At 69.9% G+C, this 12,856-nt stretch carries 12 protein-coding genes; 4 read left to right on the top strand and 8 right to left on the bottom strand.

Features of this window, described 5'->3' with window-relative positions:
* Positions 1–70: 70 nt before the first annotated feature.
* Positions 71–799 (bottom strand): metal-dependent hydrolase, encoded by a 729-nt coding sequence (locus HD597_RS06260; RefSeq protein ID WP_253740770.1) that lies wholly within the window; start codon positions 797–799, stop codon positions 71–73.
* 300 nt (positions 800–1,099) lie between these two features.
* Here HD597_RS06260 and HD597_RS06255 point away from each other — a divergent pair, with 300 nt between their 5' ends.
* The 3 genes from HD597_RS06255 to HD597_RS06245 all read left to right on the top strand — a co-directional run bounded on the left by HD597_RS06255 (position 1,100) and on the right by HD597_RS06245 (position 3,278).
* Positions 1,100–1,858 (top strand): PadR family transcriptional regulator, encoded by a 759-nt coding sequence (locus HD597_RS06255; protein ID WP_253740769.1) that lies wholly within the window; start codon positions 1,100–1,102, stop codon positions 1,856–1,858.
* A gap of 160 nt (positions 1,859–2,018) precedes the next feature.
* Complete coding sequence (locus tag HD597_RS06250; RefSeq protein ID WP_253740768.1) at positions 2,019–2,507, top strand: DUF1707 SHOCT-like domain-containing protein; 489 nt, start codon at positions 2,019–2,021, stop codon at positions 2,505–2,507.
* Positions 2,508–2,597: 90 nt separating this feature from the next.
* Positions 2,598–3,278 (top strand): DUF6879 family protein, encoded by a 681-nt coding sequence (locus tag HD597_RS06245; RefSeq protein ID WP_253740767.1) that lies wholly within the window; start codon positions 2,598–2,600, stop codon positions 3,276–3,278.
* Here HD597_RS06245 and HD597_RS06240 read toward each other — a convergent pair.
* From HD597_RS06240 to HD597_RS06215, 6 genes are all read right to left on the bottom strand, one after another.
* The gene (locus HD597_RS06240) at positions 3,268–5,610 is read right to left on the bottom strand and encodes a glycoside hydrolase family 2 protein (protein ID WP_253740766.1); all 2,343 of its coding nucleotides are present in this window, start codon (positions 5,608–5,610) and stop codon (positions 3,268–3,270) included. The genes HD597_RS06245 and HD597_RS06240 overlap by 11 nt on opposite strands.
* Before the next feature lie 10 nt (positions 5,611–5,620).
* Entirely contained in the window at positions 5,621–6,496 is an 876-nt protein-coding gene (locus tag HD597_RS06235; RefSeq protein ID WP_253740765.1) for an ABC transporter ATP-binding protein, read from the bottom strand.
* A complete protein-coding gene (locus tag HD597_RS06230; RefSeq protein ID WP_253740764.1) occupies positions 6,496–7,437 on the bottom strand; it encodes an ABC transporter ATP-binding protein in 942 nt (313 codons plus the stop codon). The genes HD597_RS06235 and HD597_RS06230 overlap by 1 nt, the downstream gene beginning before the upstream one ends.
* Positions 7,434–8,318, bottom strand: a complete 885-nt coding sequence (locus HD597_RS06225) for an ABC transporter permease (RefSeq protein ID WP_253740763.1) — start codon at positions 8,316–8,318, stop codon at positions 7,434–7,436. The genes HD597_RS06230 and HD597_RS06225 overlap by 4 nt, the downstream gene beginning before the upstream one ends.
* Positions 8,315–9,310, bottom strand: a complete 996-nt coding sequence (locus HD597_RS06220; protein ID WP_253740762.1) for an ABC transporter permease — start codon at positions 9,308–9,310, stop codon at positions 8,315–8,317. The genes HD597_RS06225 and HD597_RS06220 overlap by 4 nt, the downstream gene beginning before the upstream one ends.
* Before the next feature lie 79 nt (positions 9,311–9,389).
* Positions 9,390–11,147: an ABC transporter substrate-binding protein gene (locus tag HD597_RS06215; protein WP_253740761.1), complete on the bottom strand. Its 1,758-nt coding sequence runs from the start codon at positions 11,145–11,147 to the stop codon at positions 9,390–9,392.
* Positions 11,148–11,509: 362 nt separating this feature from the next.
* Here HD597_RS06215 and HD597_RS06210 point away from each other — a divergent pair, with 362 nt between their 5' ends.
* Entirely contained in the window at positions 11,510–11,974 is a 465-nt protein-coding gene (locus HD597_RS06210; RefSeq protein WP_253740760.1) for a lamin tail domain-containing protein, read from the top strand.
* 105 nt (positions 11,975–12,079) lie between these two features.
* Here the strand turns inward: HD597_RS06210 and HD597_RS06205 are convergent, their stop codons facing one another.
* Positions 12,080–12,667: a calcium-binding protein gene (locus HD597_RS06205; protein WP_253740759.1), complete on the bottom strand. Its 588-nt coding sequence runs from the start codon at positions 12,665–12,667 to the stop codon at positions 12,080–12,082.
* Positions 12,668–12,856: the final 189 nt, after the last annotated feature.

Below are 12,856 nucleotides of genomic sequence, written 5' to 3'. Positions count from 1 at the left end.
ACCCTAACCACCTGGCCCTGCGGCAGGTTGTCTCGACGTCAAGATATCCTCAGAATATCTCGACATCAAGTTAAACCGGCGCCAGCCGCCAGAACAGCAGCCCGACGATCGCCACCGACAGGATCGGCGCCAGGATCTTCTGCTCGAACTTCCTGCCCGTCTTGATGCCGATCTTCCACGGCAGCACGAACTTGGCCGCCAATGGCCACAACACCGGGCATCCCCGCTCCGTCATGCAGTCGCCCACGACATGCATCAGGCAGCCGACCCCCACCGCCAGCCCGAGCCAGGCGTAGCCCACGTCGAGCGACATGAACACGGCGTACAGCCCCGCGGTCATGCCGATGTTGACCATGATGGAGCCGATCTTGTTGCCCGGGATGCCCACGCCGATGGCCCGCAGGGCCAGACCGATGAGCAGCACCACCATGATGTCGCGCCCGATCGGGTAGGTGTCGGCCAGCCAGTGCGCGCCCAGCCCGAGCGCCACCGCGAACACCAGCGAGTGCGTCGCCCCGCGGTGCCCGCCGCTGATCCACGAGACGAGCTTGCTCAGCCCCCAGGTGAGCGGCCCGAACGTCTGCGCGATCGTCGCGCTCGGATGGTCGAGGTCGGGCAGCATCGCGGCGCCCGCGCAGATGATCGCACCGGCGATCAGCTCGGCGGGGCTGAGCGCGGTGGCCATGATCCCCGTGTCGATGAAGCGGGAGGACTCGTTCAGCAGCGGCAGCGCCGCCAGAGGGGGAGCCAGCCCCAGCCAGGCGATGGCCCCGGTCATCGCGTGCGTGTGCCCCATCATGATCGGGACTGTACGGCAAAGAAGCTCTTTACGCGCGAGGCGTGCCGCGCGGCCGCTCGCGAGCGGCCTTGAGAGGTCCGCAAACGCAGACGAGGTCGTCTCCGCGGCGACAGCACCCCCCAGCCCTGCCGACGCGGAACGACCTCGTCTGCTGTGAATAACGACGCCCTCCCCAATCCTGTTCCCGGATTCCGCAACTTTTTCGTGATCTGGCTCACTCCCCGGCTGGGCTTGCTGGCGACACACTATCGATATATCGTTGACGCATCGAGAACAGATCGCGATATAGGAGGAAATGACATGACGCACCACTTCGCAGCGAGCGGGCCCTGGCCCGGCGCGCACGAGTACAAGCGCGCGCTCCGCGAGACGCTGCACGCCATGAGCGACGCCTTCGACCAGGTGGGCGAGCAGTTCGGGCGCGGCGGCCGCGGCGAGGGACGCGGCGGTGACCGCGGCGGCCCGCACGACCGGCGACATCGGGGCAGGAGGGGCGGGCCCGGCCCGTTCCCGTTCGACTTCGGGCGCGGCGGCCCGTTCGGCGGCCCAGGCGGGCCGTGGGGCGGCGGTCACCGCGGCTGGGGCGGTCGCGCCCGCAAGGCCAAGCGGGGCGACGTCCGCGCCGCGATCCTGGCCCTGCTCGCCGAGGAGCCGCGCAACGGCTACCAGATCATCCAGGAGATCGCCGAGCGCAGCGAGGGCGGCTGGAAGCCCAGCCCGGGCGCCGTCTACCCGGCGTTGCAGCAGCTCACCGACGAGGGCCTGGTCATCTCGGAGGAGAACGAGGGCCGCAAGACCTTCCGGCTCACCGAGGAAGGGCGCACCTACATCGAGGCGCACGCCGACGAGGTGCGCGCCCCGTGGGACGAGATGCGACCCGACATCGACGACAACACCGCCGATCTCTGGCATATCGCCCGCCAGTCGGCATTCGCCATGATGCAGGTTCTCCAGACCGGAAACGACGCACAAATCCGCGAAGCGCGTAAGACTCTGGTTGAGACCCGGCGCAAGCTCTACCAGATCTTGGCGGACGGCGACGAACCGGGCGAGGAGTAGCGCGAGGGAGTGCCGTCGCCGGGAGGAGCGGCGGGAGCGCGGCGACCAGAGCGGGGGAAGGCGGCGGCGTCCGGCGACCGAGCCCCCGAACGAAGTGAGGCAGTCAAACGCAGCCGGCGTCGCACCGGATGGCCGGTTCGGGGAGAGCGAGGAACCTGGGATGGACCGCAACGATCTCCGCATCGGCGACGCCGAGCGCGAGCAGACGATGGCCGCCCTGCGCGAGCACTTCGCGCAGGGCCGCCTGACCCACGAGGAGCTCGACGAGCGCCTCGACCGGTCGCTGGCCGCCAAGACGGCCCGTGACCTCGCGCAGGTGACGGCCGACCTCCCGGGGCAGGAGCCGGCCCACCGCGAGCCCGCCTCGCCGTACGGGGCGGGCGACTGGCACGCGGCCATGCACGCCCACCGGGCGCAGGTGCAGGCCATGCACCACGCGCAGCGGGAGATGCACCGCGTCGCCTGGATGGCCAGGAGGCACGGGCGCGGGCCCCGTCGCGGGCCGCATCCGGTCCTGCCCGTGCTGGCCGCGCTCGCGGTGGTCGGGCTGATCGTGGGCGGCGCCGGGATCTTCAAGGTGCTGTTCGTGGTGTGGGTGGGGGCGATGGTGTTCAGTCTGGTGCACCGGCGTTTCCACTACCGCGGCTGAGGGCCCCGCCCTGATCGTTTTTGGGCCTTGACCCTGTCAGGGGCCCACCTGATGATCTGGGCGGGCCTTCGACGCGAAAGGGACATCCACATGGCCGAGCAGGGCACTCCGGTCCGCCTCACGAACCCGTTCGCCGCCGTCGCGGGTGCCGGCGGCGTCGTCATGGACGTGCCGGAGTACCAGGCCGGGTTCGACCGCGACCACGCGGTCTGCGCCGAGCCGATGTGGAAGCTGGAACGCGCGCAGGACTTCTACGAGCCCGACGTGGCGAGCTGGCGGGCCATGATGGACGGCGACTGGGAGCGCTCGCTGACCCTCGTCCACGCCATGGCGGGCCCGCTGGCCGACTACTTCCTCCGGTACCAGCCCGTCCGGCGGTTACGCGTGGCCGAGCTGCCGGTCACCCCCTATCTGCAGTGGGAGATGCACGTCCTGGCCCTGCGCGCCGCGGCCGGCTCGCCCTGCCGGGTGGTGCCCGCCGCCCGGGTGGCGGACCTCGATCCGCTGCCGGAGCTGGTGATCTTCTCCCCGTTCCTGATGTACGAGGTGCTCTACGACGAGTACGGCGGCGGGCGCGGCGGCCGCCGGATCACCGACCGCGACGTCGTCGAGCCCTGCCTGCACGCCGTCCGCGCCCTGTTCGACGAGGGCGAGGACGTGCGCGACTTCCACGAGCGCGAGATCGTGCCGCTGCCTCCGCCTGCGGTCACCGACGAGATGCGGGCCGCGCTGCCCGCCTACGCGCACCGTACCGAGGAGTTCAGGATCTGACCTCCTCGTTGAGGCATCTCAGGACCGGGAAGCGGGTCAGCGCGCCCGGGTCCAGCTCGCGGCCGGTGGTCACCTCGAAGACGGCGCTCTCCCCCGGCAGCAGCGTGACGAGCTGGTCGTCCACGCTCGCGGCGGGATCGAGCCGGTCGGGGAAGAGCGCCAGCTCGCGCAGCACGCTCGACGCGGTGACCGTCACCCGGTAGCCGTCCGGCGAGCGCTCCACGTGCGCGTCGTAGGCGGCGGGCGGGTAGGCCACAGCGGGGTCCTCAGCGTAGCAGCGCACCGTGCCCGCCTCGCCGAGCCGGACCGTGAGCAGCTCGCGGGCGGGGTCGTCGGGTGCGGCGACCGACGGCGGGAGCGCCACCCTGAGCACCGAGCGGGGAGCGGCGTGCACGGCGACGACCTCCTTGGCCAGCGGCCGGCCGTCGAGGCCTCTCCGCTCCAGGCGCAGCTCGCCCGACCAGGGCTCGCCGGCGTCGTTGACCAGGGCAGCCTCGCCGTCCTGGACGGTGATCAGCCGGTCGGCGTAGGCGCGGCGCAGCGCGTACCACAGGGGTTTGCGCCGCCCGTCGCCGTCGACGGCCGACCAGGACGTGACCGGCCAGCAGTCGTTGAGCTGCCAGACGATCGTGCCCATGCAGTGCGGCATGAGCGCGCGGAACCGCTCGATGCCGAACGCCATCGCGCGGGCCTGGTTGAGCTGCGTGAGGTAGTGCCAGTCGTCGAACGTCTGCGGCCGCGGCAGGTGGTCGCCGAGGCCGCGCAGCAGCTTGGCCTGCCCGTCGATCGCCTTCTGATGGGCGGAGTCGGGCGTGAGCGGCTCGTCGGAGGAGGCGCGGCGCAGCGTGGCGTGGGCGGGCGGCCCCTGGAAGCCGAACTCGGCCACGAACCGCGGCCGGTAGGCGGCGTAGCGGCGGTAGTCCTCGCGGTTCCAGACGTCCCAGATGTGGATCGTGCCCCGGGCCGGATCGTTCGGGGGCAGGCCGGGAGCGCCCGAGTACGGGCTGCCCGGCCAGTACGGGCGGCCGGGGTCCAGCTCGGCCACGATCGACGGGAGCAGGTCGTGGTAGTAGCCGGCGCCCCAGCTCCGCCCTTCCAGCTTCTCCCGCCAGCCCCAGTCGGCGTGACCCTCCAGGTTCTCGTTGTTGCCGCACCACAGCACCAGGCTCGGGTGCGCGGCCAGCCTGGCGACGTTCTGCCTGGCCTCGGCCTCGACCTCGGAGCGCAGCGGCTCCTCCTCGGGGTAGGCGGCGCAGGCGAACGGGAAGTCCTGCCAGACCAGCAGGCCGAGCTCGTCGGCGAGGCGGTAGAAGTCGTCCGACTCGTACAGGCCGCCGCCCCACACCCGCAGCAGGTTCACCCCGGCGGCCGTGGCCTGCGCGAACCGCCCGGCCAGGCGTTCCCTGGTGACGCGGGAGGGGAAGCAGTCGTCGGGGATCCAGTTGACCCCCCTGACGAACACGGGCACGCCGTTGACCTTGAGCCTGAACGCCTCGCGATCCAGCTCGACGTCCCTGAAGCCGATCCTGCCGCGCCACTCCTGCTGCCCGAGGCGCACGGTCAGGTCGTACAGGGGCTGCTCACCGTAGCCCCGGGGCCACCACAGCGCAGGTCCGGGCACGCGCAGCTCCACCGTCCCGGCGCGCCCGTCCAGGCGCCGCTCCGCGGTGAGCCCGGCGATCTCCGCGGTGAGGGTGAGCGGGTCCTCGGTCGTGCGCTCGACGCGTACGTGCACCTCCACGCGGCCGTCGGCGCGGGCGAGCGGGCGCACCTCGGCCAGCCGGGCGCCCGACCAGCTCTCCAGCCCGATCGGCCGCCAGATGCCCGCCGTCACCAGGGTGGGTCCCCAGTCCCAGCCGAAGTTGCAGGCCATCTTGCGGATGAACGGGTACGGCTCCGCGTAGGCGCCCGGCCGCTCCCCCAGCGCCGCCCGCCGCGCCTCGGCGTAGTCGTAGGCCGAGGAGAAGCGCACGACCAGCTCGTTGGCGCCCTCGCGCAGCAGGTGGCGCACGGGGAAACGGTAGGAGCGGTGCTGGTTGGCCGTCTCGCCGATGGGGACGCCGTTCAGCGTGATCGCCGCGACCGTGTCGAGCCCGTCGCACACCAGGTCGGTGCGCTCGTGCTCGTCCGCCGACCAGGTGAACGCCGTGCGGTAGGTCCACTCCGTACGGCCGATCCAGGCCAGCCGGTGCTCGTTGCCGTCCAGGTACGGATCCTCGATCTTCCCGGCCGCCAGCAGGTCGGTGTGCACGCACCCGGGCACACTCGCGGGGATCTCCCCCGTGTCCCGCGACGACAGAGTCCAGCCGCTGTGCAGCGGACGGTACGTCAAGAAGCTCTCCTTAGCAGGTCTCGAGCCGGGCGCACGCCACGAGATGCCCGGCCTCGGCCTCGAACAGGCCGCCCGAGCCGCCCTCGCGGTGGTACAGGCAGGCCTCCACGGGCACGGCGTCGTCCCAGGCCTCGTGCAGGCGCGGCACGGCCGACAGCAGCTCGCGCGTGTACGGGTGCAGCGGGTCGCCGAAGACCCGCTCGGTCGGCCCCATCTCCACCACGCTGCCCTGGCGCAGCACCACCGTGCGCTCGGCGAGGTAGTTGCCCAGCGACAGGTCGTGCGTGATGTAGAGCACGCTCAGCCCCCGGGTCTTGAGCTCGGCCAGCAGGTTGAGCACGTCGATGCGGGTGGAGGCGTCGAGCATGCTGGTGATCTCGTCGGCGACCAGCAGCTTGATGTCCAGCAGCAGCGCGCGGGCGATGAGCAGGCGCTGGAGCTGGCCGCCGCTGAGCTGGTGCGGGTACTTGCCGAGCACCTGGTCGGGGTTGAGCCGCACGTCGCGCAGGGCCGCGCTCACCCGCCCGGCCCACTCGGGCGCCGGCACGGCCGGGTAGTACGCCTCCTTGATCATGGCGAACACGCGGTCGGCCTTGAACACGGGGTTGAAGGAGCTGAACGGGTCCTGGAAGATGCCCTGGACGCGGCGGTAGTACTCCTTGCCGGAGCGCACGGGCAGGCCGTCGAAGGTGATCGAGCCGCTGGTGACCGGGTTCAGGCCGAGGATCATCCGGCCGATCGTGCTCTTACCGCTGCCGCTCTCGCCGATCAGCGAGACGACCTCGCCGGGCACGACCTCGAACGTCACGCCCTTGACGGCCGCGACGCGTCTGCCGCCGAAGGCGCCGACGCGGAATTCCTTGGTGACGTCGTGGAGCTTCAGCATCAGGCCTTCCAGCAGGCTACGTGGTGGTCGGGGGCGAGCTCGGTCACCGGCGGATCCTGCGCGCACTGCTCGCCCGCGATGGGGCAGCGGTCGCGGAAGCGGCAGCCGGCGGGCGGGTTCAGCAGCGACGGCGGGCTGCCGGCGATGCCTTCCAGCCTGCGGTCGGCGTAGCGGACGCCGACCTCGGGCAGGGAGTCGAGCAGCAGCTTCGTGTACGGGTGCCGCGGCGCCTTGACGATCACGTCGGCGGGCGCCTTCTCGGCCAGCCTGCCCGCGTACATGACCATGATCGTGTCGGCGATGTGGTGGGTGAGCGCGAGGTCGTGGGTGACGAAGATCATGCTCTTGACGTAACCGCTCTCGCGGAAGCCGAGCAGGGCGCGGGCGACGGCCTTCTGGGTGGAGACGTCGAGCGCGGAGGTGACCTCGTCGGCGATCAGCAGCGACGGGTCCAGCAGCGTGGAGATGACCATCACCATGCGCTGCTTCATGCCGCCCGACAGCTCGATCGGGTAGCGGTCGAGCACCTCGCGGGGCAGGCCGACCTGCGACATCCGGCGTTCCAGCTCGGCGAGGTCCGGCGTGGCGCCGCGCGACCTGAGCAGCTCGGTGACCATCCTGCGGATCTTGCGGGTGGGGTTGAGCGCGCTCATGGCGTACTGCGGGATGAGGGAGACCTCACGGAAGCGGAACTCGTTCATCGCGCGGTCGTCGTCGATGGGCAGCTCGCGGCCGTCGAGCACGACCGTGCCGCCGACGCGGCGCATGCGGCCGTCCATGCGGATGAGCGACTTGCCCAGCGTGCTCTTGCCGCAGCCCGACTCGCCGACCAGGCCGAGGATCTCGCCGTCGGCCAGCCCGAACGTCATGCCGTCGAGGGCGCGCACGTCTCCCCTGAGCGTCCTGTAGTGCACCTTCAGCTCGCTGACCTGCAGACTCATGTCTCCCTCAGTTTCGGGTTGAAGACCTCGTCGAGCCCGACGTTGGCCACGTACAGGGCGCCCACGATGGCCGTGATGGCCGCGCCCGGCGGCACGAACCACCACCACAGGCCGAGCTGGAGCGCGCTCCACTGGTTGGCGTTCTGCAACATCAGGCCGAGCGAGACGCCCTCGGTGGGGCCGAGGCCGATGAAGTCCAGCGAGGAGGCGATCAGCACCGAGCCGCCGAACAGCAGGATGAACGTCATGAACAGGTAGGAGCTCATGTTCGGCGCGATCTCCCTGGCGATGATCCTGCCGGTGCCCGCGCCGCTCATCCTGGCCAGGTCCACGAACTCCCTGGTACGCAGCGAGAACGTCTGCGCCCTGATCGCCCGCGCCGCCCACGGCCACTGCGTCAGCCCGATGAACAGGCCCTGCACGGCCACGCTGCGGATGCCCAGGTAGGCGTTGATGATCAGCAGCACGGCCAGCGTGGGGATGACCAGGATGACGTTGGTCAGCATGTTGAGCACCTCGTCCACGATCCCGCCGCGGTAGCCGGCCACGAACCCGACGAGCATGCCGATGACCGCCGCGATGCCGCCGCCGATCACGCCGACCGCGAACGTGCTGCGCAGCCCGTGCACGAACTGCAGGAACACGTCCTGACCGAACGTGGTGGTGCCGAACCAGTGCTCGCCCGAGGGCGGGGTCATGGGCTTGGGGCCGTACTCGTTGGGGACGCCCGCGAACAGCACGGGGCCGAGCAGCCCCAGCAGGAGCAGCACGAGCACGATGCCGAAGCCCGCCATCAGCTTGCCGTTGCGCACCGCGAAGTAGAGCGCCTCGCGCCGCACCCCGGCGGGCTCGCGCGGAGCGACTTCCTGAATCGTGGTCATGCCTGCGCACCCGCCATTCCCGCCCTGGTCCGGGGGTCGACCACGACGTAGACGATGTCGATGATGAAGTTGGCGATCAGCACGCCGAGCACGATGAACAGGAACGCGCCCTGGAGGAGGAAGAAGTCCTTGTTCTGGATGGCCTTGAGGATGAGGCTGCCCAGGCCCGGATAGGCGAAGACGATCTCGGTGACCAGCGCTCCGGCCACCAGCACGCCCAGTTGCAGGGCCAGGCCGGTGATCTGGGGCAGCACGGCGTTGCGGAAGGCGTAGCGGCGGATGAGCCTGCTGGGCGCGCCCAGCGCGGACAGGTAGTTGGAGTAGTCCGACTCCAGCTCATAGATGATCATGTTCCGCATGCCGATGGCCCAGCCGCCCAGCGCCACCAGGAACAGCGACAGGAACGGCAGCGCCCAGTGGTGCACCAGGTCGAGCACGAACGTCATCGACCAGTTGGGCCGCATCGAGAAGCTGTAGCCGCCCGCCACCGGGAACCACCCGAGTATCACGCCGAACGCCCAGGCCAGCAACACGGCCAGCCACATGTACGGCATCGCCGTCAGCACGTAGCCCACCGGCAGCACGGTGTTGTCGAGCAGCTTGCGCCGGGCCGCGTACGCGCCGAACCGGTTGCCCACCACCCAGCTCAGCAGCACCGACGGCACGATCAGAGCCAGCGTGTACGGCACCGCCTGGGTGATCACGTCGCTCACCGGCGTCGGGAACAGCCAGATGCTGACCCCGAAGTCCCCCCGCAGCAGGGCGCCCCAGAAGTTGAGGTACTGCTGCCACAGCGGCTGGTCCAGCCCGAACAGGCTGGTGTAGTACGCCCGCATGGCCTCCACGGCCTCGGGCTTGGTGACGTTGGCCCGCGCGACCATGCTGGCGACCGGGTCGCCCGGCATGAAGCGCGGGATCATCCAGTTGACCGTGACGGCGACGAAGAAGGTCAGTCCATAGATGAGCAGTTTCCTGCCGAAATAACGACGCACGTGTGTTGTCTCCGGGGAGGTCCCTCCGCCCCGGGGATACGCGGGGCGGAGGGATCGGGGGGTTCGTCCGGGCGGCTCGTCAGGAGGCGGCGGGCTGGAGCTGGGTGAGCGTCTCGAAGCCGCCGAGCTCGAGCCAGTTGCGCCACATCACCGCGCCGGTCTTGGGCGCGCTGCCCGCCGCGGCCGGCCAGTTCTTCCACACGCTGGTGCTGGACTGCGCCCACAGGCCGTTGTACCAGAGCGGGATCACCGGCATGTCGTCGAGATGGATCTGCTGGAGCTGCGAGATGACCTTCTGCATGCCCGCCGTGTCGTCGGTCTTGATCTGGTCGAGGTCCTGGACCAGCTTCCAGGCCTGCTCGTTCTCGTAACGGGCGAAGTTGACGGTGTTCTGCTGCTTCTGCACCGGGAGCTGGAACATGTACTCGTAGTAGGTGTACGGCGAGTTCGACAGCTGCCGCTCGTTGTTGATGAGCAGGTCGAAGTCGCCCTTCGCGCGCTGCTCGACCAGCGCGTTGAAGTCGGGGAACTCGGGCGTGATCTGGATGCCGGCGCTCTTGGCGCTGGCGGAGATGGATCTGGCCGACTCCATCCAGTCGGTCCAGCCCGACGGCACGATCAGGGTCAGGCTGATCTTGGAGCCGTCCTTGTTCTCGACGAACCCGTCGCCGTCGGTGTCCTTGTACCCGGCGTCGGACAGCAGCTTCTTGGCCTTGGCGGCGTCGAAGGCGAAGCCGGCGGAGGAGACCACGCTCTGGTCCACGTACTTGTCCCACTGGGGCAGCAGGCCGGTGGGGCTGGCGGCCTTGACGAGGTTGCCGTACACGCCTTCGACGATCTTCTTGACGTCCACGGAGGAGGCCAGCGCCTTGCGGAAGGCCGGGTCGTCCATCGGCTTCTTGGTGGTGTTGGGCACCAGCCACGCGGTGTTGGCCGACAACATGTACGGGGGCTCGTTGTAGTACGTCGTCAGCCCGAAGTTGCCCTTGACCAGGTTGGCCACGCCGGGCAGGAAGTTGTTGCTGAGGTCCAGGCCCTTCTGCAGCAGCATGCCCATCGCCACCTCGTTGCTGGGCGTGGCGATGTCGACGATGTAGCGCGGCTTGGGCTCCATGTTGAGCGCCGTCTTGCCCCACCAGTCGTCGCGCCGCTGCAGGACCACGCGGTCCTGGTCCTTGCTGAGGAACTTGTACGCCCCCGTGCCCACCGGGTTCTCGTTGGTCCCGTCGAGCACGTCCTTCTCCGAGCGGCCCTTCCAGACGTGCTCGGGCACGATGGAGCGGCTGTAGAGGTTGAAGTCCCACTGCTGGTAGTTGGCCTTGGAGAAGGTGAACTTCACGGTCTGGTCGTCGACCGCCTCGACGGTCTTCAGCCAGTCCCACAGGTGGTGGTACGGGATGGTCTCCATCTTGCCGAGCTCGAAGGAGAAGACGACGTCCTTGGCGGTGAAGGGCTGGCCGTCCGACCACTTGATCCCCGGCCGCAGCTTGACCTGGTAGGTGGTGTCGTCGGCCCATGAGCCGCTCTCGGCCAGCCAGCCGTTGAGCTTGGCCGCGTTGGGGTCGTAGTGGAAGAGCGTCTCGTACACCAGGCCCTTGGTGCCGATGGCCGAGTCCCACTCGCGGATCGGGTTGAAGTTGGCCGGCGGCCCCCACTGGGTGCCCGTGGTGTAGAGCGTCTCGTTGCGCGGAAGCTGGTCGGGGTTGGCACTGGCCGCCGCACCCTGGCTCTGCGGCTGGGCGGCCGGCGGGGTCGGCGTGGCTCCGCCACCGGAGCAGGCCGCGGCGAGCAGGCCCGCCGCCACGAGCGGAATCATGATCCGAGCCCGGTTACGCATCGCTTCTCTCCTTCCTCCGCGCCCGGCGCGAAGGGTACGTACGCCTGTCAGACCCCCGAATTCGGCCCCTTGGGAGCGCTCCCAGGGCTGACGCAAAAAGCGCCCGCGCACAAAGGGCCGGTGACCGATTTCTCTGTTCATCAAGTGCGGACCCGGAAGGGCTCGCTGAACCGGATAAGTACCGCGAACGTAAATTCCGCGCGTCCATACAGTCAAGAGCCGTGACGCTTTCGAGACGTGCCCCGCAAACGCTCTCAGAAAACACCCGCCGAACGTTTCAACAGGCGTCACCTGCCAACCAGGCGACACACTCCGCCGTCCTACATCCGTCACATTCGCCACATACGTGAAGGAACTCGACGGTGAGACTTGCCTCCACGCTCGCGACGCTGTTCACCGCGGCCGCGACACTCGGCACGGCGCTCGGCACGGCGCTGCCCGCCCAGGCCGCCGCACCCGCCCTGCAGATCGTGAAGATCTACTACGACTCGCCGGGGGCGGACCGGCGCTCCAACGAGTCGCTGAACGCCGAGTACATCACCCTGCTCAACACCACCAGGAAGGCCATCGACCTGGAGGGGTGGAGCGTGCGGGACAAGACGGGCTACGCCTACGAGTTCGGCGCCGACGTGGTGCTGGGGGCCAAGAAGCGGATCACGGTGCGCACCGGGCAGGGGAACGACGGCACCAGCAGCGTGTTCTGGAACCGCAGGCAGTACGTGTGGAACAACGACCAGGACACCGCCTACGTGCGCAACTCCGGCGGCAAGCTCGTCGACTCCTGCTCCTACAAGGCGCGCAGCACCTCCGCCTACGTGACCTGCTGAGCCTGCGGGACGGGCGGCGGGCTGCCGCTGAACGTCGGAGCGGCCCCGTCGGCCCGCGAGATCGGGCGGCGGCGCTCCCGGCGGCCCCGGGAGCGCCGCTTCGCGCTATTCGCAGAGCGTGACGGTCTCCGCGTCGCACTTGTCGGCGCCGTCACCGCCGTTCGCGCTGTCGGCGCCGTCGCCGCCGAGCAGCACGTCGTCGCCCGTCTGGCCGGCGAGCCGGTCGTCGCCCGCCTCGCCGGCCGCCTGGTCCGTGGCCGTCCCGCCGAAGAACAGGTCCGAGCCCGCACCGAGGACGACCCTCGAGCGCAGCGTGGTCCTGTTCGTCAGCGTGTCGTTCCCCGCGCCCGTGTCGGCCACGATCGTGGTGACGCCGTCGGCGTCGCAGACCGACACGTTCTTGGCGGTCGCGGTGCAGCCGGCGCCGGGGAACAACAACCCGCCGTCGTTCCTGACCACGAGCCTGCCGCCCACCTGCGTGATCGTGATCGCGTCGGCGGCGGCGTCCGCGGTGATCTGCAGCAGCGGCGCCGAGACGCTCACGTTGGCGGCGGCGTGGGCCGGCCCGGCCACGGCGAGCAGCGAGGCGGCCGCGGCGGCGGCCACCGTGGCGCCCGCCGTCAGGGCGCGCACCCCGTGCCGGCGCAGGACGGTGGCCCTCGACCGGCTGCCGGTCCCCCGTGTCGTACTCATACATCCCCCTCTGTCGGATGACAGGCCGCCGCGATCGGCGGCCGAAGATGAGTACAGCTCGGAGGAGGGCCTGGGCTCAGTGCCGGAACGGACACGCCTTCTGTGCCGAATTGCATGGTGTCGCTCGAAGGCGTGGTGTCGCGCTCGATGGCGTGGGGTCGCTCGATGGCGTGGGGTCACGCTCATGGC

This window comes from Nonomuraea thailandensis, from assembly GCF_024172165.1.
In the GTDB taxonomy this organism is placed as follows: domain Bacteria; phylum Actinomycetota; class Actinomycetes; order Streptosporangiales; family Streptosporangiaceae; genus Nonomuraea; species Nonomuraea thailandensis.
Note: the sequence above shows the minus strand (reverse complement) of the source record. Positions and strands in the feature narration are given on the sequence as shown.

Excerpts from the sequence above, each read along its gene's own strand:
- HD597_RS06245 (WP_253740767.1), top strand. The coding sequence starts at position 2,598 with ATGGCCGAGCAGGGCACTCCGGTCCGCCTCACGAACCCGTTCGCCGCC.
- HD597_RS06215 (WP_253740761.1), bottom strand. The coding sequence starts at position 11,147 with ATGCGTAACCGGGCTCGGATCATGATTCCGCTCGTGGCGGCGGGCCTG.
- HD597_RS06235 (WP_253740765.1), bottom strand. The coding sequence starts at position 6,496 with ATGCTGAAGCTCCACGACGTCACCAAGGAATTCCGCGTCGGCGCCTTC.
- HD597_RS06250 (WP_253740768.1), top strand. The coding sequence starts at position 2,019 with ATGGACCGCAACGATCTCCGCATCGGCGACGCCGAGCGCGAGCAGACG.
- HD597_RS06225 (WP_253740763.1), bottom strand. The coding sequence starts at position 8,318 with ATGACCACGATTCAGGAAGTCGCTCCGCGCGAGCCCGCCGGGGTGCGG.
- HD597_RS06230 (WP_253740764.1), bottom strand. The coding sequence starts at position 7,437 with ATGAGTCTGCAGGTCAGCGAGCTGAAGGTGCACTACAGGACGCTCAGG.
- HD597_RS06255 (WP_253740769.1), top strand. The coding sequence starts at position 1,100 with ATGACGCACCACTTCGCAGCGAGCGGGCCCTGGCCCGGCGCGCACGAG.
- HD597_RS06205 (WP_253740759.1), bottom strand. The coding sequence starts at position 12,667 with ATGAGTACGACACGGGGGACCGGCAGCCGGTCGAGGGCCACCGTCCTG.
- HD597_RS06260 (WP_253740770.1), bottom strand. The coding sequence starts at position 799 with ATGATGGGGCACACGCACGCGATGACCGGGGCCATCGCCTGGCTGGGG.